Origin of the sequence: Rhizobium sp. BT03 (assembly GCF_030053155.1) — a bacterium.
Classification (GTDB): domain Bacteria; phylum Pseudomonadota; class Alphaproteobacteria; order Rhizobiales; family Rhizobiaceae; genus Rhizobium.
The window spans coordinates 3,284,879-3,311,334 of record NZ_CP125640.1; the positions used below are offsets into that span (position 1 = coordinate 3,284,879).

27 protein-coding genes are annotated in these 26,456 nt (G+C 62.5%); 14 read left to right on the forward strand and 13 right to left on the reverse strand.

Features of this window, described 5'->3' with window-relative positions:
* The first annotated feature begins 20 nt into the window (after window positions 1–20).
* On the forward strand, window positions 21–1,076 hold the full coding sequence (locus QMO80_RS16095) for a sugar phosphate isomerase/epimerase (protein ID WP_283197447.1): 1,056 nt from the start codon (window positions 21–23) through the stop codon (window positions 1,074–1,076).
* Window positions 1,077–1,266: 190 nt separating this feature from the next.
* Entirely contained in the window at window positions 1,267–2,454 is a 1,188-nt protein-coding gene (locus QMO80_RS16100; protein WP_283197448.1) for a Gfo/Idh/MocA family protein, read from the forward strand.
* Between the two features lie 75 nt (window positions 2,455–2,529).
* Here QMO80_RS16100 and QMO80_RS16105 read toward each other — a convergent pair whose 3' ends face one another.
* Window positions 2,530–2,934, reverse strand: a complete 405-nt coding sequence (locus tag QMO80_RS16105) for a DoxX family protein (RefSeq protein ID WP_049734773.1) — start codon at window positions 2,932–2,934, stop codon at window positions 2,530–2,532.
* A 264-nt stretch (window positions 2,935–3,198) separates the two neighbouring features.
* Here QMO80_RS16105 and QMO80_RS16110 point away from each other — a divergent pair, with 264 nt between their 5' ends.
* Window positions 3,199–4,572 carry a GH1 family beta-glucosidase gene (locus tag QMO80_RS16110; RefSeq protein ID WP_283197449.1) on the forward strand — a complete coding sequence of 458 codons (1,374 nt, stop codon included), beginning with the start codon at window positions 3,199–3,201 and terminating at the stop codon, window positions 4,570–4,572.
* 127 nt (window positions 4,573–4,699) lie between these two features.
* Window positions 4,700–6,910: an EAL domain-containing protein gene (locus QMO80_RS16115; protein WP_283197450.1), complete on the forward strand. Its 2,211-nt coding sequence runs from the start codon at window positions 4,700–4,702 to the stop codon at window positions 6,908–6,910.
* A 50-nt stretch (window positions 6,911–6,960) separates the two neighbouring features.
* Here QMO80_RS16115 and QMO80_RS16120 read toward each other — a convergent pair whose 3' ends face one another.
* The 4 genes from QMO80_RS16120 to QMO80_RS16135 all read right to left on the reverse strand — a co-directional run bounded on the left by QMO80_RS16120 (window position 6,961) and on the right by QMO80_RS16135 (window position 9,940).
* Window positions 6,961–7,890, reverse strand: a complete 930-nt coding sequence (locus QMO80_RS16120) for a rhodanese-related sulfurtransferase (protein WP_283197451.1) — start codon at window positions 7,888–7,890, stop codon at window positions 6,961–6,963.
* A gap of 69 nt (window positions 7,891–7,959) precedes the next feature.
* On the reverse strand, window positions 7,960–8,436 hold the full coding sequence (locus tag QMO80_RS16125) for a VOC family protein (RefSeq protein WP_283197452.1): 477 nt from the start codon (window positions 8,434–8,436) through the stop codon (window positions 7,960–7,962).
* 129 nt (window positions 8,437–8,565) lie between these two features.
* Window positions 8,566–9,474, reverse strand: coding sequence for a CHAD domain-containing protein (locus tag QMO80_RS16130; RefSeq protein ID WP_283197453.1), 909 nt, complete (start codon window positions 9,472–9,474; stop codon window positions 8,566–8,568).
* On the reverse strand, window positions 9,452–9,940 hold the full coding sequence (locus tag QMO80_RS16135; RefSeq protein WP_283197454.1) for a CYTH domain-containing protein: 489 nt from the start codon (window positions 9,938–9,940) through the stop codon (window positions 9,452–9,454). The genes QMO80_RS16130 and QMO80_RS16135 overlap by 23 nt, the downstream gene beginning before the upstream one ends.
* Before the next feature lie 165 nt (window positions 9,941–10,105).
* Between QMO80_RS16135 and QMO80_RS16140 the strand changes: the two genes are divergently transcribed.
* From QMO80_RS16140 to QMO80_RS16155, 4 genes are all read left to right on the forward strand, one after another.
* Window positions 10,106–10,744, forward strand: coding sequence for a 2-dehydro-3-deoxy-phosphogluconate aldolase (locus QMO80_RS16140; protein ID WP_054184188.1), 639 nt, complete (start codon window positions 10,106–10,108; stop codon window positions 10,742–10,744).
* 113 nt (window positions 10,745–10,857) lie between these two features.
* Window positions 10,858–11,577, forward strand: coding sequence for a tellurite resistance TerB family protein (locus QMO80_RS16145; RefSeq protein ID WP_283197455.1), 720 nt, complete (start codon window positions 10,858–10,860; stop codon window positions 11,575–11,577).
* Window positions 11,578–11,641: 64 nt separating this feature from the next.
* A complete protein-coding gene (locus QMO80_RS16150) occupies window positions 11,642–12,337 on the forward strand; it encodes a GNAT family N-acetyltransferase (protein WP_283197456.1) in 696 nt (231 codons plus the stop codon).
* Window positions 12,334–12,540 carry a hypothetical protein gene (locus tag QMO80_RS16155; RefSeq protein WP_071091066.1) on the forward strand — a complete coding sequence of 69 codons (207 nt, stop codon included), beginning with the start codon at window positions 12,334–12,336 and terminating at the stop codon, window positions 12,538–12,540. The genes QMO80_RS16150 and QMO80_RS16155 overlap by 4 nt, the downstream gene beginning before the upstream one ends.
* A gap of 1 nt (window position 12,541) precedes the next feature.
* Here the strand turns inward: QMO80_RS16155 and QMO80_RS16160 are convergent, their stop codons facing one another.
* The 3 genes from QMO80_RS16160 to QMO80_RS16170 form a co-directional block, all read right to left on the reverse strand.
* Window positions 12,542–13,618 carry a nickel/cobalt transporter gene (locus QMO80_RS16160; RefSeq protein ID WP_283197457.1) on the reverse strand — a complete coding sequence of 359 codons (1,077 nt, stop codon included), beginning with the start codon at window positions 13,616–13,618 and terminating at the stop codon, window positions 12,542–12,544.
* Complete coding sequence (locus QMO80_RS16165; protein WP_131711054.1) at window positions 13,612–14,253, reverse strand: DUF1007 family protein; 642 nt, start codon at window positions 14,251–14,253, stop codon at window positions 13,612–13,614. Before QMO80_RS16165 ends, QMO80_RS16160 begins: the two co-directional genes overlap by 7 nt.
* Window positions 14,254–14,384: 131 nt before the next feature.
* The gene (locus QMO80_RS16170) at window positions 14,385–15,278 is read right to left on the reverse strand and encodes a LysR family transcriptional regulator (RefSeq protein ID WP_283197458.1); all 894 of its coding nucleotides are present in this window, start codon (window positions 15,276–15,278) and stop codon (window positions 14,385–14,387) included.
* Between the two features lie 529 nt (window positions 15,279–15,807).
* Here QMO80_RS16170 and odc2 point away from each other — a divergent pair.
* From odc2 to QMO80_RS16190, 4 genes are all read left to right on the forward strand, one after another.
* On the forward strand, window positions 15,808–16,941 hold the full coding sequence (gene odc2 / locus QMO80_RS16175) for an ornithine/lysine decarboxylase (RefSeq protein WP_038691369.1): 1,134 nt from the start codon (window positions 15,808–15,810) through the stop codon (window positions 16,939–16,941).
* A gap of 94 nt (window positions 16,942–17,035) precedes the next feature.
* Complete coding sequence (locus QMO80_RS16180; RefSeq protein ID WP_283197459.1) at window positions 17,036–17,626, forward strand: GNAT family N-acetyltransferase; 591 nt, start codon at window positions 17,036–17,038, stop codon at window positions 17,624–17,626.
* Between the two features lie 226 nt (window positions 17,627–17,852).
* Window positions 17,853–18,881, forward strand: coding sequence for a serine hydrolase (locus tag QMO80_RS16185; protein ID WP_283200203.1), 1,029 nt, complete (start codon window positions 17,853–17,855; stop codon window positions 18,879–18,881).
* Between the two features lie 91 nt (window positions 18,882–18,972).
* Complete coding sequence (locus tag QMO80_RS16190) at window positions 18,973–20,130, forward strand: GGDEF domain-containing protein (RefSeq protein ID WP_283197460.1); 1,158 nt, start codon at window positions 18,973–18,975, stop codon at window positions 20,128–20,130.
* Between the two features lie 30 nt (window positions 20,131–20,160).
* On the opposite strand, the gene cysE is transcribed toward QMO80_RS16190, so the two are convergent.
* From cysE to QMO80_RS16215, 5 genes are all read right to left on the reverse strand, one after another.
* Entirely contained in the window at window positions 20,161–20,979 is an 819-nt protein-coding gene (gene cysE / locus QMO80_RS16195; protein WP_283197461.1) for a serine O-acetyltransferase, read from the reverse strand.
* 86 nt (window positions 20,980–21,065) lie between these two features.
* On the reverse strand, window positions 21,066–21,512 hold the full coding sequence (locus tag QMO80_RS16200; protein WP_283200204.1) for a GNAT family N-acetyltransferase: 447 nt from the start codon (window positions 21,510–21,512) through the stop codon (window positions 21,066–21,068).
* Between the two features lie 179 nt (window positions 21,513–21,691).
* Window positions 21,692–22,681 carry a WD40 repeat domain-containing protein gene (locus QMO80_RS16205; RefSeq protein WP_283197462.1) on the reverse strand — a complete coding sequence of 330 codons (990 nt, stop codon included), beginning with the start codon at window positions 22,679–22,681 and terminating at the stop codon, window positions 21,692–21,694.
* Window positions 22,681–23,772 (reverse strand): GTP-binding protein, encoded by a 1,092-nt coding sequence (locus QMO80_RS16210; RefSeq protein ID WP_283197463.1) that lies wholly within the window; start codon window positions 23,770–23,772, stop codon window positions 22,681–22,683. The genes QMO80_RS16205 and QMO80_RS16210 overlap by 1 nt, the downstream gene beginning before the upstream one ends.
* Before the next feature lie 146 nt (window positions 23,773–23,918).
* Window positions 23,919–24,707 (reverse strand): creatininase family protein, encoded by a 789-nt coding sequence (locus QMO80_RS16215; protein WP_283197464.1) that lies wholly within the window; start codon window positions 24,705–24,707, stop codon window positions 23,919–23,921.
* A gap of 85 nt (window positions 24,708–24,792) precedes the next feature.
* Between QMO80_RS16215 and QMO80_RS16220 the strand changes: the two genes are divergently transcribed.
* The gene (locus QMO80_RS16220) at window positions 24,793–25,305 is read left to right on the forward strand and encodes a MarR family winged helix-turn-helix transcriptional regulator (protein ID WP_283200205.1); all 513 of its coding nucleotides are present in this window, start codon (window positions 24,793–24,795) and stop codon (window positions 25,303–25,305) included.
* 118 nt (window positions 25,306–25,423) lie between these two features.
* Window positions 25,424–26,446 carry a LacI family DNA-binding transcriptional regulator gene (locus tag QMO80_RS16225; protein WP_003590238.1) on the forward strand — a complete coding sequence of 341 codons (1,023 nt, stop codon included), beginning with the start codon at window positions 25,424–25,426 and terminating at the stop codon, window positions 26,444–26,446.
* Window positions 26,447–26,456 lie beyond the last annotated feature (10 nt).

Sequence of the window (26,456 nt, forward strand, 5' to 3'; positions counted from 1 at the left end):
ATTTCAGGGAGGAATCTGACATGAAGACGATCAAGGGCCCCGGCCTTTTCCTTGGCCAGTTCGCGGGCGATGCCGCGCCTTTCAATTCCTGGGATGCGATCACCAAATGGGCGGCCGACATCGGTTACAAGGGCGTCCAGGTGCCGACCTGGGCGAGCCAGCTGATCGATTTGAAGAAGGCTGCGACCTCCAAGGATTATTGCGACGAATTCGCCGGCAAGGCCCGCGAAAACGGCATCGAGATCACGGAACTCTCCACCCATCTGCAGGGCCAGCTCGTCGCCGTTCACCCGGCCTATGACGAAGCCTTCGACGGGTTCGCAGCCTCCGAAGTGCGCGGCAATCCGAAGGCGCGCCAGGAATGGGCGGTCGAGCAGGTCAAGATGGCGCTGACGGCATCGAAAAACCTCGGCCTCAAGGCGCATGCGACCTTCTCCGGCGCGCTCGCCTGGCCCTTCATCTATCCCTGGCCGCAGCGTCCCGCCGGCCTGGTCGAAACAGCCTTCGACGAACTCGCCCGCCGCTGGACGCCGATCCTCAACCATGCCGATGAGAACGGCATCGACGTCTGCTACGAGATCCATCCGGGTGAAGACCTGCATGACGGCATCACTTTCGAGATGTTCCTGGAGCGCGTGAAGAACCACCCGCGCGCCAACATGCTCTACGATCCCTCGCACTATGTCCTGCAGTGCCTCGATTATCTCGACAATATCGACATCTACAAGGACCGCATCAAGATGTTCCACGTCAAGGATGCGGAGTTCAATCCGACCGGGCGTCAGGGCGTCTATGGCGGCTATCAGGGCTGGGTGGAACGCGCCGGCCGCTTCCGCTCGCTCGGCGACGGCCAGGTCGATTTCGGTGCGGTGTTCTCGAAGATGACCGCCAATAATTTCGACGGCTGGGCCGTGGTCGAATGGGAATGCGCACTGAAGCATCCTGAGGACGGCGCCCGCGAAGGGGCCGAGTTCGTCGCCGCCCACATCATCCGCGTCACGGAAAAGGCCTTCGACGATTTTGCCGGCAGCGGCACGGACCAGGCGGCGAACCGGCGGATGCTGGGGCTTTCCTAAACAGGGCATCTGGTGGGTGCCCCTCACCCTAACCCTCTCCCCGTAAACGGGAGAGGGGGCTTGCCCGACCAAACGTTGAGAGCGGAAAAGACGCTGCGGCATATCCCCTTCACCCCGCTTGCGGGGAGAAGATGGCGGCAGCCGGATGAGGGGCGCGCATCCGCACCAGGCTAAATTTCAGGAGGAATCAATGGCAATCGAAGCATCATCCGAACAGACCCGCGAGCCGCGCATCCGGCTCGGCATGGTGGGCGGCGGCGCCGGCGCGTTCATCGGCGCGGTGCACCGGATCGCGGCGCGTATCGACGATCAGTACGATCTCATCGCCGGCGCGCTGTCGTCGACGCCCGAGAAGGCGGTTCAGTCCGGCCGCGACCTCGGCCTCGATCCATCGCGGACCTATTCCAGCTACCGCGAAATGGCGATCCGCGAGGCGAAGCTGAAGAACGGCATCGAGGCGGTGGCGATCGTCACGCCGAACCATGTGCATTACGACGCGGCCAAGGAATTCCTGAAGCGCGGCATCCATGTCATCTGCGACAAGCCGCTGACATCCAACCTTGCCGATGCGAAAAAGCTGAAGAAAATTGCCGACGACAGCGGCGCGCTCTTCGTGCTGACGCATAATTACACCGGTTATCCGATGGTCCGCCAGGCGCGCGAGATGATCGCCAACGGCGAACTCGGCGATATAAGAGTCGTCCAGGCCGAATATCCGCAGGATTGGCTGACCGAGGCGGTCGAGCAGACCGGCCAGAAGCAGGCCGCCTGGCGCACCGATCCGGCGCAATCCGGCGTCGGCGGCTCCACGGGCGATATCGGCACCCATGCCTATAATCTCGCCGCCTTCATATCGGGCCTGGAACTCGACAGCCTGGCTGCCGATCTCGACAGTTTCGTTCCCGGCCGGCGGCTGGATGACAATGCCCATGTCATGCTGCGTTTCAAGGCGAAGGGCTCGGAGAAGCCGGCTAAGGGCATGCTCTGGTGCAGCCAAGTGGCGCCCGGCCATGAAAACGGCCTGATGGTGCGCGTCTACGGCAGCAAGGGCGGGCTGGAATGGACCCAGAAGGATCCGAATTATCTATGGTACACGCCGTTCGGCGAGCCGAAGCGACTGATCACCCGGGGCGGCGCCGGTTCGGGCGCGGCTGCCGGCCGTGTCACCCGCGTGCCGTCAGGGCATCCGGAGGGATATCTCGAGGCCTTTGCGACGATCTACACGGAAGCCGCGCATGCGATCAATGCCCGAAAGAAGGGCAAGGCCGTCGACAAGGCGGTGGTCTACCCCACCGTCGATGACGGCGTGAAGGGTGTGGCCTTCGTCGAGGCTTGCGTCGCGTCCTCGAAGAAGAACGGCGCCTGGGTCAAGGTCTGAAACTACCGATCCGCGTCGCCCAATGAAAAACGCCGAGGCGGCTCAAAGTCGCCTCGGCGTTTTCACGTATGCTGATCAAGCAGCAGCAGTGCGGCCGCGCTTCAGCAGATTATCGACGCTGAGCGGTCCTGCACCCGCCGCCACCAGATACAGAAACACGAAGCAGAACAGGATCGCCGCGACGCCGCCATTCTGCGCGGGGTAGATGCCCTTCGAGGCATGCCCGATGAAGTAGGCGAAAGCCATCAGGCCGGAGAGCACGAAGGCTGCGATCCGGGTCTGGAACCCGACCAGAACCAGGAAACCGAGGGTGAGTTCGATAAGCCCGGCGATCCAGGAGAGCGAGCCCATGGGCGGCACGCTGGCGGCGGCCGGGAAATGCAGGATCTTCTGTGTTCCGTAACTGAACAGCACAAGTGACGAGACGATGCGCAGCAGGCTCAACAGATGCGGCTGCAGCAGGTGGATCGAAGACAGCATCGGATTCCTTTCATGTTTGCGATATCCTGGCTGTGTCCGCGATCACAGGCGCGACGGCAAGTCACGAGTGCTGACATTCGTGTTATGAGGGCAGTCAGAGCGAAAAGCGCGACGGGCCGGGGTGAGGCAGCGCTGCAGTCCTTGCCGATCTGCGTTCCGACTGTAACGTTACAGTTTTTCTCCGTCCGGGCCTGTACTTTGCTTTCCGGCTTGGCTAAATCCGAGCGCAAACGCTCCATTCACACGCTGAGACGGGATTTACAGATGATCGATGCGAAGACGCTTGCAGGCCGCCTTCCCGGCGATTTCACCTTCGGCGTCGCCACCGCCGCCTTCCAGATCGAAGGCGCGGCCAAGGCCGACGGGCGCAAGCCGTCCATCTGGGATGCCTTCTGCAATATGCCCGGCCGCGTCTACAATCGCGACAATGGCGACGTCGCCTGCGATCACTATAACCGGCTGGAGCAGGATCTCGATCTCATCAAGGAGATGGGTGTCGAAGCCTACCGCTTCTCCATCGCCTGGCCGCGCATCATCCCCGACGGCACCGGTCCGGTGAACGAGGCCGGCCTCGATTTCTACGACCGGCTGGTCGACGGCTGCAAGGTGCGCGGGATCAAGACCTTTGCGACGCTCTATCATTGGGATCTGCCGCTGCTGCTTGCCGGCGACGGCGGCTGGACGGCGCGCTCGACGGCTTACGCCTTTCAGCGTTATGCCAAGACGGTGATGAACCGTCTCGGCGATCGTCTCGACGCTGTCGCAACCTTCAACGAGCCGTGGTGCATCGTCTGGCTCAGCCATCTCTACGGCATCCATGCCCCGGGCGAGCGCAATGTGCAGGCGGCCCTTCATGCCATGCATTATATGAATCTTGCCCACGGTCTCGGCGTCGAGGCGATCCGCTCGGAAGCCCCCAACGTGCCTGTCGGGCTCGTGCTCAACGCCGCCTCGGTCATTCCCGGCTCCGACAGCCCGGCCGATCTCGCCGCCGCCGAACGCGCACATCAGTTCCACAACGGCGCCTTCTTCGATCCCGTCTTCAAAGGCGAATATCCGAAGGAATTCGTCGAGGCGCTCGGCGACCGCATGCCCGCCATCGAAGACGGCGACATGAAGCTCATCAGCCAGAAACTCGACTGGTGGGGCCTGAATTACTACACGCCCGAGCGAGTGACCGACGATGCCGAACGCAAGGGCGATTTCCCCTGGACGGTGAAAGCGCCGCCCGCCAGCGACATCAAAACCGATATCGGCTGGGAAATCTATGCGCCGGGATTGAAGCTCCTGGTCGAGGACCTTTACCGCCGCTACGAACTGCCGGAATGCTACATCACCGAGAACGGCGCCTGCGACAACACCGGTGCCGTCAACGGCGAGGTCGACGACACGATGCGTCTCGACTATCTCGGCGACCATCTCGATGTCGTGGCCGGCCTCTTCAAGGACGGCTATCCCATGCGCGGCTATTTCGCCTGGAGCCTGATGGACAATTTCGAATGGGCGGAAGGCTATCGCATGCGCTTCGGTCTCATCCATGTCGACTATCAAACCCAGCTGCGCACGGTGAAGAAGAGCGGCAAGTGGTATCGCGAACTTGCAGCACAATTCCCGAAGGGCAATCACAAGGCGGGTTAGGTGGGGCGGCTGACGTTGCTTCCCTGAATTTTTCGCAAAGAAATAGGTCCTCGCAAATCTTCAACAGGTGGTTGCTTAAACGTTTTTGAACCCTTGACTGGCAAAGTCGGACGGTCAGGGAGTCGTAATGCAGACAGCCGGAAAGTTGCAGAGCAAGGGATTGGGTATAGGCCGCCACATCGCCGTGACGGGCGTGCTGTTTTCCTTTGCCGTCATCGTCGCGATCGCCACCATCATGGTGCTGACAGCGCTCGAACGCGTGGCCGAAAATTCCAATCTCCTCGATGACGAGCGCTCGCGCGAAACGACGATCGGGGCGTTGAAGACTTTCGAGGACCAACTCGGCGCGACGCTCGACGATTACGCCGCCTGGGACGACGCCGCCGCCAACGTCTATGCGCCCGACGGCATGGCCTGGACGGTGAGCAATTACGGCGAGATGTCGGTCAACAGCGCGCTTTTCGACATGGCGATCGTCATCGATGACGGGAAGATGCCGATCATGGCCTATCGCGACGGCAAGCCGATGGAGGAGCCGTTTGCGGATTTCTTCACACCGTCGCTCTGGACCTTGTTCGAGACGGTGAAGGCAGCCGGGCCGACCGGAACTCCGCAGGCGGTCGGCTTCGTCACCACCAAACGGGGTATTGCCGCTGTCGGCGTGGCGCTGGTGCGAAAGAAATCCGGTGCGCTGGATGCGCCTGCCGGGAAGCACCGCTATCTCGTTTTTGCCCGCCATCTCGATAACGACAGGGTGGCCGCGCTCGGCCAGACCTATGTCATCGGCGGGCTGAGGCTGGCGCCGGCGAATTTCGAGGCCAATTATTCCGTGCCGATCGTCGATCCGGCCGGGGCAACGCTCAAAAAGCTGGTCTGGACCTCGCGGTCACCCGGTGATGTCGGCTATGCACAGGTGCGGCCGATGGTCATTCAGGCGCTCGGCCTGGTCGGACTGTTCTTCGTGGTGCTGCTGGTCATCGGCTGGCTTGCCGGCCGCCGGTTGAAGGCCGAAGAAAACAACGCTCGCGAAGAGGCGCTGCGCGACCGGCTGAGCGGCCTTTCCAATCGCGACGGTCTCGGTCTTGCCGTCGACCGCTTCGTCGTCGAGGCGCGCCAGACCAAGCGCAACGTGCTGCTCCTCTATCTCGACCTCGACGGTTTCAAGGAGGTCAATGACAGCTATGGCCACGGCACCGGCGACCAGTTGATCCGCGCGGTCGCGGCCGGGCTGGACGTGCTAATTCCGCAGGGCGCGGTTCTCGCCCGCATCGGCGGCGATGAATTTGCGATCGCCTTTCTCTCGGATGGCGAGAATGCCGCGGCCCTGCAACTTTCCGAGCAGATCCTCGATTTTCTCGTCGAGCCGCTGGAGATCGGCCGTCGTGTCGTCGTCGTCGGAGCCAGCATCGGCATCGCCATGTCGCCTGCCGGGACGATCGAGCGCGAGGAACTGGTGCGCCGCTCCGATCTTGCCATGTACAAGGCGAAGGAAGCCGGCCGCGCGCGCATGACGCTCTACGATCCGTCGATGGATGCCGATCGGGAGCAGCGCAATGCGCTGGAACTCGATCTGAGGATGGCCATCGAAAGCGGCGACCTGACGCTCGCCTACCAGCCGCTGATCGATGCGGCCTCCTATGCGCCGACCGGCGTCGAGGCACTGGTCCGCTGGAACCGTCCGGGTCACGGGCCCGTCTCACCCGAGGTTTTCATCCCGATCGCCGAGACCAGCGGCCTGATCGAATCGCTCGGCCTGTTCGTGCTGCGCAAGGCTTGCGAGACAGCCAAGCAATGGCCGGAACTCAATGTCTCGGTCAACGTCTCGCCGGGTCAGTTCCGCAATCCCGCCTTCGCCGATTATGTGCGCTATGTGCTGAAGCAGACGGAAATCGAGGCCGGCCGTATCACGCTCGAGATCACCGAAGGTTACATGATCCAGAACCCGCAGCGCACCCGCCAGTCGATCGAACGGCTGAAGGCGCTGGGGGTCAAGGTGGCGCTCGACGATTTCGGCTCCGGCTTCTCCTCGATCGGATATCTCAGGCAGTTCGGCTTCGACCGGATCAAGATCGACCGCTCGCTGGTCATGGGGGTCAACGAGGATAGGCGCCAGCGCGAGATGCTACAGGCGACGGTGGCGCTCGCCCGCTCGCTCGACATTCCGGTGACGGCCGAGGGCATCGAGACCGAGGAGCAGGCAATCGCCATGCGCCTCTTCGGCTGCGATTGCCTGCAGGGTTATTTGTTCGGAAAACCGATGACGGCCGATCGGATAACCGAGATGCTTCATGAGCGGCATGCCGCCGAGCCGTCAGGCCGCCGTCTCGGCGCAGCCTGACGGGCGGACAGGTTCCCGTAAAATGCGGCTGATCCGGAAAGGATCCTCGCTCAGCTGCCGATATGGCGCTGGCCGCGCTTCCGGGCGAGGGCGATCTGGTGCTGCCGCTGACGGTAGCGCAGCCGATCCTCTTCCGTGCGCGTATGATAGCAATGGCTGCAGGAAACGCCTTCCTCGTAGAGCGGCGAGGTGATTTCCTCTGCAGTGATCGGGTTGCGGCAGGCATGGCACAGCCTGTGTTCGCCTTCCTTCAGTCCGTGCTCGACGGAGACGCGTTCGTCGAAAACGAAGCAGGCGCCGTCCCAGAGGCTTTCCTCCTGCGGCACTTCCTCCAGATATTTCAGGATGCCGCCCTTCAGATGGTAGACCTCGTCGAAGCCCTCGGCCTTCATGAAGGCGGTGGCCTTCTCGCAGCGTATGCCGCCGGTGCAGTACATGGCGATTTTCGGCTTGTTGTGCAGGCCGGAATTCTGGCGCACCCAATCGGGAAATTCGCGGAAGGTCTTCGTCTTCGGGTCGAGCGCGCCGCGAAAGGTGCCGATTGCCGTCTCGTAATCGTTGCGGGTGTCGATGACGATCGTATCGGGATCGGAAATCAGCGCGTTCCAGTCCTGAGGCGCGACATAGGTGCCGACCACCTTGTTGGGGTCGATATCCTCGACGCCCATGGTGACGATTTCCTTTTTCAGCTTCACCTTCATGCGCAGGAAGGGCATTTTCGAGGCGCGGCTTTCCTTATGCTCCAGCCCAGAAAATTCCGGCTGGGCGCGCAGGAAGGAGAGCACGGCGCCAATGCCGGCATCCGGGCCGGCGATCGTGCCGTTGATGCCCTCATGCGCCAGAAGCAGCGTTCCCTTGACGCCGTTCTCCTCGCAAAGCGCCTGCAGCGGCGCCTGGAGGCTGGCAAAGCGCGGCACGGAAACGAAATGGTAGAGTGCGGCCACGAGGAACGGGCTGGTATGTGTCAGGCTGTCGGTCATGGGGCGGAAATACAGAAAATCGGCGGCTCGCGCAATTGCCTTCGCCGGTGGCGGCCTTGGCTTGAGCGATTACGCTTTCGGCTGCCATTCGGAAAACGGCCGCACGCCAAAGCTTCGGTCGGGAGTGTCGTCGAGGATGCTGATGAACTCGATCGAGTGTCCGTCGGGATCCTTAAAATAGATAGACAACGCCGGCATCCAGCCGAGAACCACCGGCTCCGTTGCCGGTTCACCCGTAAAGCCGAGAGGCTCGACCCCTTTTGCCTTGAGGAGGGCGGGCGCCTGCAGCATGCCGTCGGCGGTCATGCGGAAGGCGATGTGCAGCCGCATCTTCAGGGGCCCGGTTCCGGTTTCCCAAAGGCCGAGCATGCCGGTCTTCCTGTCATCCACCCAGAGGAAAGCGACTTTGCGCTCCTCGAACAAGGCCGCCGGTTCGAGCCCGACGACATCGCGGTAGAAGTCCGTGGAGGTCTGGAGATCGGCAACGGTCAGATGGGTCTCGTAGAGCCCGAGCAGCTTTGGCGTCGCGGTATTTTCGGCGGTCATTTCTTCCTCGCGGGTCAGGTCTCTGCTTTTCGACCGCCGGAGGCTAGGACCTCAAGGTTGGTTGAGGTCAATAGGTTTTCTTGCGATATTTCAGAGGTGCTGGCGCAATTGAAATTATAACGCCGCCTCTCAACTGCCGGCCGTCAGCCAGAGAAGCTCGATGCGCTGCGCTTCCTCGTCGGGATCATCGGCAAAGACGGTTTCGGCTTTGACAAGCGCTTGGCGCCGGTCTTCCTGCTGGCGGAAGATGATGGCGTCGAGCAGATGGGCAAGGTCGTCATTGCGGGTGAAGAGCTGCGGCTCGGCCTCGACCAGCTCGCAGAGCACGGCAAGATCGTGAATGTGGCCGAGATCCTCGACGAGTTCCTTGGCCGCATCGCGTTTGGCCTTCATCGCGCCCGGCCAGACATCGCGCAAGAGGCTATGATAGAGCCGGTAGTCGTAGGTGCGTTTGCGCAGATTGTGGAAGTCGTCGGCCGATGCTTCGCCGTGGCAGGCCGCAAGCGCCGCCTTGGCCTTTCGTGCGGTGCGTCGCCAGCTCTTCGCCAGCTTGCGGGCATTCTTGCGGTGGCCGCCGTTAAATGAGACGGCATCCAGGGCGGCGATCGCCTCCTTCAGAACATCCGAGGTTTCCGCCAGCCGCTGTTCCAGGCCGATTTCGGCTTCCGCCATCCAGTCACGGCGGCCTTCGAGAATGGCGACGATACGTCCGAGCGCCTCGCTCTCCTCCGGGCCGCGGGCCGATTGCTGCAGATATTGCGCGGTGCCGATCAGGGCATTGGCGTCGCGGATCGCCGAAAGCGAACGTGCGACATCGCGCAGCCTGGCATTTTCGCGATCCTGGAAATCCGGCGCCTCGCGAGCCACGAGCCGGTAGAGTGAGCGCAATCGTTTCAAATTCTTGCGGAAGGAATGGATCGCCTCATGCGCGCCGTCCGGCTGCTCCTCGATCAGCGCAATGGCGTCGTCCAGCTGCTCTCTCGCGGCGCTGCGGAACTCGCTGGTGAAATCGGCCTTAGGCCGAATGCGATAGGCCATGCCTGTCGTGCCCGTATTCGGTGGCAAGGGCTTGGTTGGAGTAGCGGAAATCGCCGGTCACTTCGCGGCCCAGCCAGGCGGGCAGGGCCGGATCGTCGGTTTCCGCCGTCATCTCGACTTCGGCAATCACCAGCCCGCGATGCTCGCCGGCGAAGACGTCGACCTCCCAGACGAAACCTTCATGCGGAACACGGTAGCGCGTCTTCTCGATGACGATGCCGATCGCGTTCTGCAACAGTTCCTCGGCATCGGCGACAGGGATGTCGTATTCGAATTCGTCGCGGGTGATGGCGCTGCGGCCGATCTTGATCGTCAGTCTCGCTTTCCTGCCGTCGAGGATGCGCACCCGGACGGAACGATCGTCCATCGAGGCGATGTAGCCCTGTCTCAGGACAGACTTCGTCTCGACGGCAGAACGCCATCCATCGCTGCGTACGAGAAACTTCCGCTCGATCTCTTTCGCCATATCGGTGAACCTTTTGTGACGATCGAGGCACGGTAGCCCAATTTCCACGGATTTCCTACCCATCTTGTCATGTGAATTGGTTTTGCCTCGACAAGGTTCCGCCGGGGCGTTATTCGGGACCAATTCAATCGTTTCAAACAATCGTTTCAAGGAGGTCGCGCGACCATGGGCGAGAAAACAGAGAAGCTCCTTTCCATCCTGAAACTCCAGCCGGTCGTTCCGGTTCTGATCGTCGATGATGCCAAGTCGGCCGTGCTGCTCGCCCGTGCGCTTGTGGCGGGCGGCCTGAAGGCGATCGAGATCACCATGCGCACGCCGGCGGCGCTCGATGCCGTGCGCGCCGTCGCCGCCGAGGTCGAGGGCGCCGAAGTCGGCGCCGGCACGATCCTGAATGCCGCCCATTGGGAAGCCGCCGTCGAAGCCGGTTCGAAGTTTATCGTCAGCCCGGGCACCACGCAGGAACTGCTCGATGCCGCCGCCGATTCCGATGTGCCGCTGCTTCCCGGCGCTGCGACCGCCAGCGAAGTCATGGCTTTGCGCGAGGAAGGCTACCAGGTGCTGAAGTTTTTCCCGGCGGAGCAGGCCGGTGGCGCGGCTCTTCTCAAGGCGCTCTCCTCGCCGCTTGCCGGCACGCTGTTCTGCCCGACCGGCGGCATTTCGCTGAAAAACGCCAATGATTATCTGTCGCTGCCGAACGTCATCTGCGTCGGCGGCTCCTGGGTGGCGCCGAAGGAACTGGTCGCAGCCGGCGACTGGGCAGGGATCACCCGGCTGGCGGCGGAGGCTGCGGCGCTGAAGGCCTGAGTTTCGGCAGGGAGAGGGGTGAGCCTCACGGCACAATTCCCTCGCCCCTATTTGTATTCCAACCGTCGCAAACCTATGTACTCCTCCAGCTTCAAACAGGGAGATGACAAGGAATGTTCGACGCAAAGAAGCTTCTCGACCAGTTCTTGGGTTCGCAGGTGCCGGGTCTCGGCGGTTCGGTTCGCGACAGGGCGGGCGAGGCCATGCAGACGGCAAAGAACAATCCGATGAAGACCGGTGCGATTGCCGCCGCGCTTCTCGGTACCAAGACCGGCCGGAGTATTGCCGGCAACGCCCTGGCGATCGGCGGTCTCGCCGCCATCGCAGGTCTTGGCTACCAGGCCTACAAGAATTACCAGGCGGGGCAAGCGCCCGCCGCTCCCTCGGATGCACCCTCGGCAAACAATCCGGTTCTCCTGCCGCCGCCTGTCGAATCCGGCTTCGGGCCGGCGTCGCCGGCCGGCAGCAATGAGTTCGTGCTGGTGCTGATCCGCGCGATGATCGCCGCCGCCAAGGCCGACGGCCATATCGACGATGCCGAACGCGCGCTGATCATGGACAAGGTCAAGGCCGCCGATGTCAGCGGCGAGGCTGCGGCTTTCATCGAGCGCGAACTCGCGTCGCCGACGGATATCGATGCGCTCGTCGCCGCGGCGGTCACGGAAGAACAGCGCGTCGAACTCTACACCGCCTCGCGGCTCACCATCGAGCCGGATTCGCGCGCCGAGCGCGGTTATCTCGATCTGCTCGCCGGCAGGCTCGGCCTTGCCGACCAGCTGGTCGATCATATCGAGGCGACGGTGTCGTCCGCCAAGACGACCTTGTCACAGTAACATCTCGGCCGGTTGCCTTTGTCGGGCGGCTGGCCTATCCACTCCTCAGAACAGGGGAGTGAACATGCGCGATCTTGCAAATTTCAAGGGTTGCCCGGCGCCGAAGCCGGTGACGCTGAAGGGCCGCTTCGTCACCGTCGAACCTTATCGGCGCGCCGAACATCTCGAGGCGTTGTGGGACGGGCTCGGCGGCATGGGCATCAACCCGCTGCTGCTCTATTTCGCGCAGGACGATTTTTCCGGGATCGAGGATTTCGCCAGCTGGCTTGAGGCCGCCTACACCAAGTCCGGCTGGCTCACCCATATCTTCCGCGACAACGCCACCGGCAAGATTGTCGGCATGGCGAACTATATGCGTGCCGACCCGGCAAACGGCGTCGTCGAGATCGGCGGGGTGGCGCATGGCGCCGAGATGAAGCGGTCGCCGCTGTCGACCGAAGCGCATTATCTGATGGCCAAGCATGTCTTCGAGGCGCTCGGCTATCGCCGCTACGAGTGGAAATGCGACAATAAGAACGAGGCGAGCAAGACGACGGCTGCGCGTTACGGCTTCAGCTTCGAGGGCGTCTTTCGCCAGCACATGATTTCCAAACACCGCAACCGCGACACCGCCTGGTTCTCGATGATCGACAGTGAATGGCCTCTGCTCAACGATGCATTCGAGGCCTGGCTTTCGCCGGAGAATTTCGACGCGGCCGGCAACCAGATCCGCCGTCTGCAGGATATTCGCGCCGATCTCGAGAAGGAAAGGCTCGCGTGAGCCCCGAGAGCCGCTCGCAGGCAACAGCCGCCGCCATCATCCTGCTCGGCGCCGGACTCGTCCTCTATTTCCTGCCGACCATCGTTCTGTGGATCGGCAATTTCTCGCCGACGCTGGCGATCTTCGTCGGCGTCTGCTTGATCATGGCATTTTTCGCGGTCTTCTGGCTGCGGGCGCGTTATCAGCGCGGTAGAGAAAAATAGTCTACCCCTGCAGCGACGCCCCGAGCAGCAGGGCGCCCATCAGGATAACGAGCACGGCGCCGAGGATTTCGATGGCGTTGCCGATCCAGACCGAGGCGGCCGAGCCGCGCCCGGAGAGACGGACGGCGGCACTCTTGGCGGTGACGGCCAGTGTGGCGAGCAGGGAAACGGTGATCGCCGTGCCGAGGGACATGGCGGCGACCGACAGCACGCCGCCGAGATAGAGCCCGTTCAGCAGCGAGAAGGTCATAACAAGCAAAGCGCCGGAGCAGGGGCGAAGGCCGACCGCAACGATCGCCGACCAGGCCTCGCGGACGCTGAACCTGTCGCCGGCGAGCAGGGCGGGATCGGGCACATGGGCATTGCCGCAGGTCTCGCAGGCCATGCCGGGAACGAAGGTATGGCCGGCTTCGACGGACTGCGCCTTGCCGTTGAAGGCATAGGCCTGGCGTTCGGCGGCATTGTCCTTCCAGTCGAGCATCATGCTGACCGGACCGGCTGACGTCGCCATCAGCCGGCGGCGCGGCATGTTGCCCACCATCGTGCGCAGTTTGCGGAACAATAGCCAGCCGCCGAAGAGGATGACCATGACGAAGCTTGCGATCTCCATCGCATGGGTCGCCGCCGTCAGCGTGATGCCGGTGCCGCGCAGCACCAGCCAGGCGCCGCCGACCAGCGCCACGGCCACAACGCCCTGGATGAAAGCCGAAATGAAGGAGATCACCACGCCGCGCTTCAGCTCGACCTCGTTGGCGATCATGTAGGAGGAGATGACCGCCTTGCCGTGACCGGGGCCGGCGGCATGGAAGACGCCATAGGCGAAGGAGAGGCCGATCAGCGAGGCCAGCTGCCATGGATCCTGGCGCATCGCCTTCAAGGCATCGGTCAGCGCCCGGTAGAAGGCCTGCTGCTCATAGTTCACATAGAGCAAAAGCGGCGCGAGCGGCCCGCCGGTCGGCTGGAAGCTCGGTTCCGCCGTGCCGATGCCGAGCGGCGATTGCGCATGGGCGAGGCTTGCCGCCGCCAGAAGCGCCAAGACCGAAGCGGCAAGGATGAACGGCAGACGTTTCGTCAGCATGTGACCTCCAGCCGGGTGGCGAAGAGTTTGGACATGTTGGTGCCGGTGGGATCATTGAAGAAGGCGTCGGTCAGCGACTGCTTGTTCTGCGAGATCACCTGGTCGGCATCCGGCCGCACCACCTGATGCTTGCAGGCCTTGAAGCCGTCGCCGACGATTGCCAGTTCGTTGTCGGTGGGAAAGTCGATCGAGGTATAAAGCGTCGGGTCGTAGACGCCGAAGCTGAGCCTGCCTTTCAGCGGCATCTTTTCCACCGGCTTGACCGCGAAGAACATCAGCAACTGGCCATCCTTGTAATCGACATGGATGATGTCGGGCTTCTGAACCGTGACGTTCTTCCCGTCGATCGTCAGGTTCATGTAGTAATCATATTCGGCGAGCGACTGCTTCACCGTTTTTCCGACTTCCGCGAGCTCGTTCGGCTCCAGCTTCAGATCGGTGTTCTTGTCGAAATCCATGACGACCGAGGAGGAGAAAACCTCGTCGAAACGCCAGACATTGCGCAGTTCCTCGACGCTGCCATCCTTGCCGGCCACGACCTCGAGGCGGGCCTCCACGAAAATATGCGGATGGGCAAGAGCGGCGGCCGGCGCCAATGAAACAAGCGCGGCCATCAGTATCGTCGAATATCTCATCTATTCCGCTGCCTGTTCGGTGATCCTGACTTCTTGCCAGAAATTGGGACGGAATTGGGACCGGATTCCGTGGTGGATTCAGATAGCCGCGGGTTCGACCGGGGCGCGATGTCGCAGCCGCAGGGGCGGCGCTACGGATGTTTCTTGAACCAGCTGTTGAGGTAATCGACGAAGATCCTCACCTTGGCCGGCAGATAGCGGCGGTGCGGATAGACGGCATAGATGCCGCGGTCGGTCGGGAGGTAATCGTTGAACAGCGTCACCAGCTCGCCGCTCTCGATCGGCTTGCGGGCGATGAAGTCGGGGATGAGGGCGATGCCGATGCCGGCAAGGGCCGCGCGTAACGTCGCATGCGGGCTGTTGACTTCCATCGGGCCGGAGACGGCGACGGTGAACGAGGTGTTGTCGGGATTGTGGAAGCGGATGCTCGCCTGGGTGCGCGAATTGGTATCGACGATGAAGGGAACGTTGGTCATGTCGCTCGGATGCGCAAGATCGGGATGGCGCTCGAGAAAATCGGGGGTGGCGCAGAGATGGACGCGGAAATCGGAAATCTTGCGGGCGATCATGCCGGAATCTTCGAGCTTGCTGATGCGGATTGCCACGTCGAAGCCTTCCTCGATCAGATCGACAAACCGATCGTCGGCGGCGATCTCCAGCGAAAGATCCGGGTTCTCCCTGGAGAAATCGATCAGCGACTGGCCGACATCGGCATCGACGAAAGTGCGGGGCACGGAGATGCGCAGCCGCCCTTTCAGCTGCGCATTGTTTTCGCGCACGAGATCGGCAAGGTTGTCGATCTCCTTGAGGATATCGGAGGCGCTGCGGTAATAGGTATGGCCGGCCTCGGTCATGGAGAACTGCCGGGTGGTGCGGTTGAGCAACAGGGCGCCGAGCTCATCTTCCAATTCGCGCACATATTTGGAGAGCAGCGCCTTGGAGCGGCCGGTGCGCCTGGCGGCGGCGGAAAAGCCTTCGGCCTCGACGACATCGATGAAGGCACGTATGCGGGTCAAGGTATCCATGAATATTCCTCGGGCTGTATCGGAATGTTGAACAAATCGGCTCGTCCTGTTCAATTATTTTTTTAACCCTGAGATCAAAAAAACGCTTGATTATGAAGGCGAATATTCTTATTTCCACCTCAGCCCAAAGTCGCACGTGCCCATGGGTGTCCGCCGAACCCTCGAATTGGTGAGGAAATCGGTAAGGTACCTGGAATTAACCCCTCCAGTCGCTATTCCGGCCAACCGGAAAATGCGAGGACGCCTGAAGCAACGACGGTGCGGGCCTTTTTGTTCTCTCCCTGCTTTCCATCAGCGGGGGTTACTGAAGAGGCACACCATCATTGCCGGAAGTGCGGTTGGGATTCTCCCTCCAATCCATGGCAGACAAAGCCGAACTTACACCGCGTTCGCGGCGTTGGTTCACTATCCGCGCATCGAGCGCTTGCTATGGTTCCGGGGTCTCCACCGGCTGGTTCCAATGCGAGTTCTCGTATGCCCTTTGTCCTCCGGTTCATGCCGGAGCTCTGGAATTGGAAGAGGGAACGATATGACCACCCAGCGCATCCGCGACTTTCTCGCCACCCGACGTCCCGACGGTCCCTGCCTCGTGGTTGACCTCGACGTCGTGCGCGACAATTTCCACGCCTTCCGTCACGCCATGCCGGACAGCGCCATCTACTACGCCGTCAAGGCCAATCCGGCTCCCGAGGTGCTGAAGCTGCTCGCAGGCCTCGGCTCCAATTTCGATTGCGCATCTGTCGCCGAAATCGAAATGGCGCTCGAAGCGGGCGCGACCGCTGCCCGCATCTCCTTCGGCAACACGATCAAGAAGGAACGCGATGTCGCCCGCGCTCATGCGCTCGGCGTCAGCCTCTTTGCGGTCGACAGCCATGAGGAAGTCGAGAAGATTTCGCGTGCCGCTCCCGGCGCCCGTGTCTTCTGCCGCGTGCTCACCGATGGCGAAGGTGCTGAATGGCCGCTGTCGCGCAAGTTCGGCTGCGTTCCGCAGATGGCCGTCGACGTTCTCGTCTACGCTCATCAGCTCGGCCTGCAGTCCTACGGCGTCTCGTTCCATGTCGGCTCGCAGATGACCAAGGTCGATGCCTGGGATTCGGCTCTTGCCGATGCCAAGCGCGTCTTCGTCTCGCTTGCCAAGCAGGGCATCCACCTGCAGATGGTCAACATGGGCGGCGGCTTCCCGACCAAGTATCTGCGCGACGTTCCGTCGGCGGAAGCTTACGGCAAGTCGATCTACCAGGCGCTGCGCACGCATTTCGGCAACCAGATCCCGCAGACGATCATCGAGCCGGGCCGCGGCATGGTCGGCAATGCCGGTGTCATCAAGGCTGAGGTCGTGCTGATTTCGAAGAAGTCGGACAATGACGATGCGCGCTGGGTCTTCCTCGACATCGGAAAGTTCGGCGGTCTCGCCGAAACGATGGACGAAGCCATCCGTTATCCGATCCGCACGGAGCACGACGGCGACGAGATGGAGCCCTGCGTCATCGCCGGCCCGACCTGCGATTCGGCCGACGTGCTCTACGAGAAGAACCTGTATCCGCTGCCGATCTCCCTTTCGATTGGTGACGAGGTTCTGATCGAAGGCACCGGCGCCTATACGACGACCTATTCGGCGGTCGCTTTCAACGGTTTCGAGCCGCTGAAGGCGTACGTCATCTAAGGTCGTTTCTGCCGGCCCTGTAACCAGCCGGGGCGGCAACTTCACAATTTTCCTTCATCGCCGCTGATAACGGTATTGGGTACGGGAGGCCAAGATGGCCGCTGTTCTTGATTCTGTCCGCGCATTCTTTGCGCCCACCACCTTCGCCATCGACGCCGAGAATCCTTCGGATGTCGTTGCCCGTGAAAACCTGCTCGACCGCGTCATGGGCGCCGGCCGCCGCAAGAAGTCGTCGGAGAAGATCCGCCGCAACCGTGTTCCGGCCGAGGGCCTGGCGCTCGTCGCGCGCGATCGCGATGGCCATGTCATCGGTTCGGTGCGGCTCTGGAACATCGAGGCCGGCGTCAACGACGAGGGCACGCCGATCAATGCGCTGCTGCTCGGCCCGCTCGCCGTTGCGCCGCATCACGGCGGCAAGGGCATCGGCTCGGCGCTGATGCGCGCGGCGATCCTCGAAGCCAAGAAGCGTGGGCATGGCGCCGTCCTGCTCGTCGGCGATGCTGCCTATTACGAGCGTTTCGGTTTCTTTGCCGAAAAGGCTCGCCATCTTGTCATGCCGGGGCCGTTCGAGCGCTCGCGCTTTCTGGCGCTGGAACTCACGGAAGGCTGGCTTGACGGCGCGGCCGGCATGATCGTCCCCTCGGGACGCATGCTGGCCGGCGCGCCGGTTCGCCGCGCCGCCTGAGGCTTTGCCGATCGGCTGGCCGGGGTTGAACGTCCTTACCCCGGCCGGCAATATCCGCGCCGCTTGACCATGCAGGCAGGCGGGCCTGGCGTGGTTGCGGCGCGGATTGTTTTTTTGAGTGCCGTGGTGCGTGGTGACGCGATGCCGGGCAACCACGGCAACACAATCGCGTGAAAAGCGCCGCGGCGCCGCGAACATGCCGCCGCGATATCCTATCTTGCGCCGCATGATCCGCGCTCTCTCCCTTCTGCTTCTCTTCTGTCTGCCGCTTGCCGCGACGGCGCCGGCCGCTGCCCAGAGCACGGCGCGCAGCTTCACCGGGCTTGATTCGCGTCTCGATCAGGCGGCCGGTGATCCGGCGATGCGGCCGCTCAAGGTGGTGATCGTCGCGCGCGGCGGGCGGGTACTCGCCGAACGCGGTTTCCATGGTCATTCACCGTCGGAATCGACCAATATCAAATCCGCTTCGAAGTCGATCATTTCGGCGCTGGTCGGCATCGCCATCGGCAAAGGCCTGCTCAAGGGGCCGGATCAGAAGATCGCACCGATCCTGAAGGCTGATCTCCCGGCAAAGCCGGACCCGCGCATCAACGATATTACCATCGGTCATCTTCTCTCCATGCAGGCTGGGCTCGATCGCATGTCGGGGCCGAATTACAGCCGCTGGGTCTCCTCGCGCAATTGGGTGCGTTTTGCCCTTTCGCAGCCTTTCGCCGATCAGCCCGGCGGGGAGATGCTCTATTCCACCGCATCCACGCATCTGCTGTCGGCCATTCTCACGAGGGTCAGCCGGCAGTCGACGCTGGCCTTGGCGCATGAATGGCTCGGCCCGGTCGAGGGTTTCCGCATCGGCGCATGGGAGCGCGATCCGCAGGGCATCTATCTCGGCGGCAATCAGATGGCGATGAGCGCCCGGTCCCTGTTGGCCTTCGGTGAACTCTACCGCAACGGCGGACGCACGCGGGAAGGAGCGCAGGTGGTGCCTGCCGACTGGATCTCTCAGTCGTGGCAGCACCGCACCAACTCGCGTTTCTCAGGGGACGACTACGGCTATGGCTGGTTCACCCGGCAGATCGGCGGCGAGCCGGTGCATTTCGCCTGGGGCTATGGCGGGCAGATGCTCTATATCGTGCCGTCGCTCGATCTGACGGTCGTCATGACTTCGGAGGAAAGCGGTCCCTCGGCGCGAAACGGCTACCGGGATCTGCTGCACGGGCTGCTGGCTGATATCATCGGCGCGGTGCGGGCCGCCTGAAAAACCCGGTGATCGTTAAACTTCTAGCGAAGCCCCCAATCAAACCGCAAAACGCTTCCTGTATGTTCCGCGAGAATTTCGGGAAAGCGTCATGCTGCTGGATCTCAGGACGATCTATTTCATTGTCGCCGTCAGCTGCTTCGTGCTGGGCATTCTCCAGCTTGCAGCCTATGCGACCGGCCGCTTCGAGAGATGGCCGCTCTGGTGGGGCTTGAGCAACCTGCTCGTCGGCGTCGGGTCCTTCCTCGTCGCGCTGCGCAATATCGTTCCCTCCGCGGTCTCGATCGATGGCGGCAATATCGTGACCATCGCCGGCTACATGCTGATGTTCTTCGCGGTGCGGGTCTTTGCGGGCCGGGCCCTCGACCAGCGCTATTTCTGGCTCGCCATCCTTCTCGTCAGCGTCCCTGTCGCACTTATCGTCAGCGACCCCTCGGCAGTGTCGGCGAGGCTTTTCTATGTCTCGGTCGTCTGCTGCTTCTGCGATCTGGCCGTCGCGAGGGAAGCAATCGGTATCGCCCGGCGCGAAAAGCTGTATTCGGCCGCCCTGCTCGTCGGTCTCTATCTCTGCACTGCCATGATCTTTGCGGTGCGCAGCGTTCTTGCGGCGACCGGCGAGATCGGCGGCCCGGATCCTTTCGGCGGCAGCGTGGTCCATAGCTGGATGGCGGTATCGGCGGTCGCGTTCATCATGCTGCGCAGCATGGCCATGGTGCTGATGGCCGCCGAGCGCAGCCGAAATCAGCTGACCGAACTCGCTCACCACGATCCGCTGACCGGCGCGCTCAATCGCGGCGGTCTCGCCCAGCATCTGCCTGCTCTCGGCTCCCAGCCGGTCTCGCTGCTGATCATCGATATCGACCATTTCAAGCAGCTGAACGACCGGCATGGCCATGCGAGCGGCGACGATATCCTGCGGCTTTTCGCCAGTGTTTCCAGAGGTATCATGCGCTCCGATGATCTGCTTGCCCGGCAAGGCGGAGACGAGTTCCTGGCGGTGCTGAAGAATGTGTCCGGGCAGGATGCGGTGGCGATTGCCGAGCGCATCCGTCTCACCTTCGCTGCCGCCGTGCTGCAGCGGCAGGATCTGGCCGTCTTTCCGACGCTGAGCATCGGCGTTGCCGCGCGAGGGGAAACCGGCGGAGATTTTGAACAGCTGATGCAGAAGGCGGATGAGGCGCTCTATCGTTCGAAGCGCGAAGGCCGCAACCGGGTCGAAGCCTTCGGAGAAAATCAGCAGGCCGCTTAACGAACGGCGAGAACCCGCCGCGGAACGGTTCTAAATATTCTGATCCATCGTCTCGGCCGGGATTTCGTCGATGCGGTGGACGCGCACGAGCGTTGCCGGCACGCCGGCGACCGTGCAATGCTCGGGAACCGGCTTCAGCACGACGCTGCCGGCGGCAATCTTGCTGAAGGCGCCGATTTCGATATTGCCGAGAACCTTGGCGCCGGCGCCGATCATCACGCCATGGCGGATCTTCGGATGGCGGTCGCCGGTTTCCTTGCCGGTGCCGCCGAGCGTGACATTCTGCAGGATCGATACTTCATCCTCGATCACCGCCGTTTCGCCGATGACGATGCCCGAGCCGTGGTCGAGCATGATGGCAGCGCCGATCCGTGCGGCCGGATGGATATCCGGGCCGAAGACCAGCGAGGCGAGATTGGCGAGCCAGGTGGCGATCTCCGGCCGGCCGGCGTTCCAGAGCGCGTGGGCGATGCGGTGCGTCTGCAGCGCATGAAACCCCTTGAGGTTCAGGAGCGCGTGCAGGAATGTCGTGCAGGCCGGGTCGCGTTCGCGCACGGCGACGAGATCGGCCTCGATCCTGCGCATGATATCGTCGCTGAGGGTGGACAGGATCAGATCGAACAGATCGCCGGTTTCCACCTGCGTCGCAGCAAGCCGCGCGGCGAGCACGCGGGCGATGATCTCATTGCTGCCTGAAGTGGCCGTTATCTGCGCGGCGAGCAGCCGCTGCAGGATCGGTTCGCGCGCGGCAAGCTCGAGCGCCTCGGCGCGGATCACCGGCCAGACGAATGCCTTGTCCAAGGATTGCGGCTGGTGCGCGGCCAGACCAAGGCCGGTCGATTTCGGCATTCCCGTTTCCTCTGCCAGCGACTGCGCAGGCCAGGCCTGCGCGGATTCATGTTTTGCCCGGGCAAGGCATTTGGCAAGCCCTGATTTTAGCCGTCAGGCGGTCGCAGGCCAGGCGTCAGCTCCGGAAGCCGACGCCAGCGATAGCGCACATCGGGTTCTTTTTCCTCGTTGTCGGCGCCGTCGGTTTCTTCCTCGATGGAAAAACCGTGCCGCTCGTAGAAAGCGCGGGCGCCCGCATTGCGCTGGAACGTCCACAGCCTGATTTCATCCATCTCCTCCTGGGCGCAGCCGAGAAGCAGGGAGCCGATGCCGATGCCCTGGAAATCGGGAAGAACATAAAGCTGCTTTATCCAGTCGTCGCCATAGGCGATGACGCCGACCAGCCGGTTTCCCGTGGCTGCGCCGAGGATCGTGCAATTCGGCAGCAGATGCATGCGCCAGTACTGCTCTTCTTCATCAGGCGTGTGCAGATCCGGCAGCCAGGGCAGCCGCTGCCACAGCGCCACGCGCCTGATCCTTGCGGCCGCCTGCATGTGGTCGGCGCCGAGCGCCACGATTTCCGCTGCCGTCACGATATCTTCCTAGAGCATGATGCCGAAATGTGTGAGCGGTTGTCGGACGACATCATGCTCTAACTCCTTAAATTTAGAACAGGATTCAGATTTTAGGCCAAACGGGCCTAAAATCATCCTGTTCTAGCCGGCACTATGGCTCAAGCCGAAATATCGATGACGCCGCAATCGCCGGCTTCGGAGGCGAAGGCGAGCAGCTTGCCGTTTTTGCTCCAGCTCATCGCCGTGACCGCGCCCTTGCCGGGGCGGCGCAGCAGCGCCTCCTTGCTGTCGGCGATGCGCACGGCCAGAATCATGCCGTCGATGAAGCCGATGGCGAGGATATCTTCGAGCGGATGGAATTTCACCGCGGTCGCCATGATGTTGGCGCGGGTGCCGAGCTCGAGCGGCGCCTTGCCCATCGGCCCGTCCTTGCCCTGGAAGGGCCAGACGATGGCGGCCGGCGCGCCCGACGAGGCGAGCCATTTGCCCTTGACCGACCAGGAGAGCGATTTCACCTTGGCGGGGTAGCCGGTCATGCGCATGTGGCGGGCTTCAGCGCCGGGCTTGCTGTCGAGTTTCCAGCCGTGCAGCGCGTTTTCCTGCATCGAGGTGACGAGGAAATTGCCATCGGGCGAGAAGGTGACGCCGGTATGCGCCCCCTTCCATTCGAGGTCGATAGGCTTGGCGTTCATGCCGATCCAGTGCAGCGACACACCGTTATAGCGCGCGGCTGCGATGCGCAGGCCCTTCGGTGCGAAGGCAAGGCCCTCGACCGTGCGCTCCTCGGCAAATTCCTTGGTCGTGCCGTCGGCAAGGCGCACGAGCGAACTCTTGCCGTAGGAATAGGCGATGGCGCCTTGCGGGCCGGCCGCGACCTGCGAAATCCACTTGCGCGGCGCGCTGGCGAGCTCGCTGACGCTGCCGTCGGCGGAAATGCGCAGCACCTTGCCATCCTCGCCGCCAGAGATCAGGCTCTCGCTATAAGGGTCGCGGATGGCGGTGAGCATGCCTTGATGGGCTTCTGAAACCCGGTCGCCGCCGTCCAGCCGGTGAAACGTGCCGTTGGCGCTGGCGAAGAAGGGGACATCACCTAAAAATTCGACGGCCAGAACGTGGCCGTCGAGATCAAGCGGTGCAACTGTCGGCATCAGGCGGCTGCCTCGCAGGCCTTGAAGGAGGCTTCGAGCTTTTCGCGATCGAGATCGCGGCCGATGAAGACGAGACGGCTCTCGTGCTTTTCGCCTTCCTTCCATGGCCGCTGGTGATCGCCCTCGATGATCATATGCACGCCCTGAACGACATAACGCTCGGGATCGTCCTTGAAGGCGATGATGCCCTTGAGGCGGAGAATGTTCGGCCCCTGCGTCTGGGTGACCTTCTGGATCCAGGGGAAGAAACGCTCCGGGTTCATCTGGCCGCCGCGCAGCGACACCGACTGCACCGTCACATCGTGGATCGCCGACATGGCGCCATGGTTATGATGCTCGTGCCCATGGTGATCATGATGGTGGTGATCATGATCATGATGGTGGTGGTCGTGATCGCAGTCCGGGCCGCAGACATGGTCGTCATGACCCTGCTCCAGGAAATGCGGATCGTTTTCGAGCGCGCGCTCCAGGTTGAAGGCGCCCTGATCGAGCACGCGGGCGAGGTCGACGCCGGAACGGCTGGTCTTGTAGACGCGGGCGGCCGGGTTGATGGCGCGGACGATGTCGTCGATCACATCGAGTTCTTCCGGGGTGACGAGGTCGCTCTTGTTGATGATGACGACGTCGGCGAAGGCGATCTGGTCTTCGGCCTCGCGGCTGTCCTTCAGCCGCAGCGGCAGGTGCTTGGCGTCGACCAACGCGATGACCGCGTCGAGCTCGGTCTTGGCGCGGACGTCATCGTCCATGAAGAAGGTCTGGGCAACCGGCACCGGATCGGCAAGGCCGGTCGTTTCGACGATGATGCCGTCGAAGCGGCCGGGGCGGCGCATCAGGCCTTCGACGACGCGGATCAGGTCGCCGCGGACCGTGCAACAGACGCAGCCATTGTTCATCTCGTAGATCTCTTCGTCGGATTCGACGATCAGGTCGTTATCGATGCCGATTTCGCCGAACTCATTGACGATAACCGCATATTTCTTGCCGTGATTTTCGGAAAGGATGCGGTTGAGCAACGTCGTCTTGCCGGCGCCGAGATAACCGGTGAGCACGGTGACGGGAATGGGCTTCTGGGTGGAGATCGCGTCGGTCATGAGAACCTCTAGATTAGGCGTGCGGCCGAGCGGTTTCAGATCGGCTGCTTCAAACGGTTGGTCTCATATAATGGCATGGGCACGGCAGTTCAAAGGATTTTATAATGTTATAAGATCACATCGTCCGCCCGCTGCGGATCACCCTTTTATCGCAGTTGCGCGACGTCGAAGGCATCGACATCCTTCAGCAATTCCACCAAGCCTTTCACCGCATGCGCAATCAGCGCCTCGCCCTTTTCAGCCGTCGCCGCCGCGGCATTGCCCGCCGCGCCTTGCGGATTGAGATCGGCCATCTTCCAGCCGAAGGCATGCGGCCCGTAGGCGCGCAGATGTTTGAAACGTCCGGCAAATTCGCTCTGTCGCGAGGGAAAATCCGCCGCCTTCGCCATATCGACCTTGCCGGGATGAAGCGCCAGCATCACCGAGGTCTCGATATCGCCGCCATGGATGCCGATCGCCTTTTCCTCCGGCGCGATCACGCCGTCCGGCAGGCCGAAGCGGGTCCAGCTCGTCGCCACCGCCAGCATGGCGAAGCGGATCCGCGCTTCGGTGGCGACGATCGTCATCAGGGGTGAATTGCCGCCATGGGCGTTCAGCATCACCAATTTGCGGGTGCCCTGCTTCGCCAAGCCTTCGGCGATGCCGAGCCAGCGGTTGATCGCTTCGTCGAAGGCGAGCGTCTTCGTTCCTTCAACATCCATGTGCTCTATGGAATAGCCGACGGATTCGGCGGGCAGGAAGGTGACCGGCAGGCGGGCGGGCAGGGCCATCTTCAATCGTCCGGCGATGCCTTCGGCAATCAGGGTGTCGGTCTCGAAGGGCAGGTGCGGGCCGTGCTGTTCATGGGCGCCGAGCGGCAGCACGGCGATCGGGCGGGGCCCGCCGGGGGCAGAGGCCGGGTCGCTGTCGTCGAAGCGGGGCGAAGGCGTCATCATCCGGTCGTTGCCTCTTGTTTATGACGAGATCCTGGGCAATGTCATATCGCAGCGGCGCCGGCGCTTAAAGATCAAAGGGATGGCTATGGGAAAGAAGCACAAGGACGGCAAGAAGAACAAGTCCAAGAAGAAGGACCAGACCGAGTATACGCTCGTCGACCTCTCGCCGGCGCTCACCCAGGCGGCTCGTTCCATGCGCACCGTACTCTCGCGCAACCTGCTCGAAAGCGGCCTCTATGCCGGCCAGGACGGCGTCATTCTTTCGCTTGCCGAGAGCGACGGCATGACGGCCGGCGGTCTTGCCCAGAAGCTCGGCGTCAAGGCGCCGACGATGACGCGCACGATCGGCCGGATGGAGGCGCAGGGTTTTCTCGAGCGCAAGCCCGATGCCGAGGATGCGCGTCTCACCAAGGTCTATCTTACCGAGCTCGGGCGCGGCAGCGTGCAGGGGATCGAAATGGCGGCTTCCGCCTGCGACAGGCTGGCGACGCAGGAGTTCTCCGAAAAGGAAATCCGCAATCTCGTCCGGCTGCTGAAGGCGATCGACGGCAATCTGCAGGCCGAAGCCCTTCATATCGAAGAGCCGGATGAAGAGTGAAATTTCCCTGAAAGACGAATTGCCTCCGCCGATTAAATCTTTTAATTAAACATTTTAAGGGGCCGCGCCCGATACCGGCGGGGTCTTGCTGTCTTGCGTGCTGCCTGGAGGAGGACACGTGGTCCAGAAGATCAAGCTTTCGACGATCGCCGAAACACTCGGCATTTCAACGGCGACCGTATCGCTTGCCTTACGCGACAGTCCGCTCGTCGCCGGCAATACGCGGGAAAAGATCAAGGAACAGGCGCGCGCGCTCGGTTATATCTACAATCGCCGCGCCGCCAGCCTTCGCACCTCGCGCTCCGGCATCATCGGCGTCGTCGTGCACGACATCATGAACCCCTTCTACGGCGAGATCCTGAAGGCGATCGAAAGCGAGCTCGATCGCAGCCGCCACACCTTCATCCTTTCCAACCACTACGACAATGTCGAAAAGCAGCGCACTTTCATCGAGACGCTGCTGCAGCTCGGCGGCGACGGCGTCATCATGTCGCCGGCAATCGGCACGCCGCCTGAGGACGTGCAGTTGGCGGAAGAAAACGGCATGCCGGCGATCCTGGTCGCCCGTTCGATGGAAGGCCAGGACCTGCCAACCTATCGCGGCGACGACAGCTACGGCATCTCGCTTGCCACCAACCATCTGATCGGTCTCGGCCATCGCTCGATCGCCATGATCGGCGGCACCGACCAGACCTCCACCGGCCGCGACCGCTACCAGGGTTATGTCAATGCGCTGCGCAAGGCCGGCATCGAGGTCGATCCGAACCTGCGCATTCCCGGCCCGCGCTCGAAACAGGGCGGCTTCGAGGCCGCGGTGCATTTCCTCTCGCTGCCGCAGAAGCCGACGGCGGCCGTCTGCTGGAACGATCTCGTGGCGATCGGGTTGATGAACGGGATTGCCCGTGCCGGCCTGGTGCCCGGCCGCGACATTTCCGTCACCGGTTATGACGATCTCGAGGAGGCGTCGATCGCCACGCCGGCGCTGACGACCGTCTGGAACGGCCAGACCGAGGTCGGCCGGCTGGCGGCGCGGGCGCTGCTCGATCGGCTTGCCGGCAGCCACGAGCCCGACGGCATGCATCTGATCAAACCGGAAATGCGCATCCGCCAGTCCACCAGTCCCCATCGGCCCCGCGCCTGAACCAAGACCG

Bases quoted from the DNA above. Each gene is read 5' to 3' on its own strand.
- QMO80_RS16140 (WP_054184188.1), top strand. From the start codon at position 10,106: ATGGGCGAGAAAACAGAGAAGCTCCTTTCCATCCTGAAACTCCAGCCG.
- QMO80_RS16180 (WP_283197459.1), top strand. From the start codon at position 17,036: ATGGCCGCTGTTCTTGATTCTGTCCGCGCATTCTTTGCGCCCACCACC.
- QMO80_RS16200 (WP_283200204.1), bottom strand. From the start codon at position 21,512: ATGCAGGCGGCCGCAAGGATCAGGCGCGTGGCGCTGTGGCAGCGGCTG.
- QMO80_RS16135 (WP_283197454.1), bottom strand. From the start codon at position 9,940: ATGGCGAAAGAGATCGAGCGGAAGTTTCTCGTACGCAGCGATGGATGG.
- QMO80_RS16100 (WP_283197448.1), top strand. From the start codon at position 1,267: ATGGCAATCGAAGCATCATCCGAACAGACCCGCGAGCCGCGCATCCGG.
- QMO80_RS16220 (WP_283200205.1), top strand. From the start codon at position 24,793: ATGGGAAAGAAGCACAAGGACGGCAAGAAGAACAAGTCCAAGAAGAAG.
- QMO80_RS16185 (WP_283200203.1), top strand. From the start codon at position 17,853: ATGATCCGCGCTCTCTCCCTTCTGCTTCTCTTCTGTCTGCCGCTTGCC.
- QMO80_RS16160 (WP_283197457.1), bottom strand. From the start codon at position 13,618: ATGCTGACGAAACGTCTGCCGTTCATCCTTGCCGCTTCGGTCTTGGCG.
- QMO80_RS16215 (WP_283197464.1), bottom strand. From the start codon at position 24,707: ATGATGACGCCTTCGCCCCGCTTCGACGACAGCGACCCGGCCTCTGCC.
- QMO80_RS16110 (WP_283197449.1), top strand. From the start codon at position 3,199: ATGATCGATGCGAAGACGCTTGCAGGCCGCCTTCCCGGCGATTTCACC.
- QMO80_RS16150 (WP_283197456.1), top strand. From the start codon at position 11,642: ATGCGCGATCTTGCAAATTTCAAGGGTTGCCCGGCGCCGAAGCCGGTG.
- QMO80_RS16170 (WP_283197458.1), bottom strand. From the start codon at position 15,278: ATGGATACCTTGACCCGCATACGTGCCTTCATCGATGTCGTCGAGGCC.
- QMO80_RS16205 (WP_283197462.1), bottom strand. From the start codon at position 22,681: ATGCCGACAGTTGCACCGCTTGATCTCGACGGCCACGTTCTGGCCGTC.
- QMO80_RS16130 (WP_283197453.1), bottom strand. From the start codon at position 9,474: ATGGCCTATCGCATTCGGCCTAAGGCCGATTTCACCAGCGAGTTCCGC.
- odc2 (WP_038691369.1), top strand. From the start codon at position 15,808: ATGACCACCCAGCGCATCCGCGACTTTCTCGCCACCCGACGTCCCGAC.
- QMO80_RS16120 (WP_283197451.1), bottom strand. From the start codon at position 7,890: ATGACCGACAGCCTGACACATACCAGCCCGTTCCTCGTGGCCGCACTC.
- QMO80_RS16105 (WP_049734773.1), bottom strand. From the start codon at position 2,934: ATGCTGTCTTCGATCCACCTGCTGCAGCCGCATCTGTTGAGCCTGCTG.
- QMO80_RS16125 (WP_283197452.1), bottom strand. From the start codon at position 8,436: ATGACCGCCGAAAATACCGCGACGCCAAAGCTGCTCGGGCTCTACGAG.
- QMO80_RS16165 (WP_131711054.1), bottom strand. From the start codon at position 14,253: ATGAGATATTCGACGATACTGATGGCCGCGCTTGTTTCATTGGCGCCG.
- QMO80_RS16190 (WP_283197460.1), top strand. From the start codon at position 18,973: ATGCTGCTGGATCTCAGGACGATCTATTTCATTGTCGCCGTCAGCTGC.
- QMO80_RS16210 (WP_283197463.1), bottom strand. From the start codon at position 23,772: ATGACCGACGCGATCTCCACCCAGAAGCCCATTCCCGTCACCGTGCTC.
- cysE (WP_283197461.1), bottom strand. From the start codon at position 20,979: ATGCCGAAATCGACCGGCCTTGGTCTGGCCGCGCACCAGCCGCAATCC.
- QMO80_RS16115 (WP_283197450.1), top strand. From the start codon at position 4,700: ATGCAGACAGCCGGAAAGTTGCAGAGCAAGGGATTGGGTATAGGCCGC.
- QMO80_RS16095 (WP_283197447.1), top strand. From the start codon at position 21: ATGAAGACGATCAAGGGCCCCGGCCTTTTCCTTGGCCAGTTCGCGGGC.
- QMO80_RS16145 (WP_283197455.1), top strand. From the start codon at position 10,858: ATGTTCGACGCAAAGAAGCTTCTCGACCAGTTCTTGGGTTCGCAGGTG.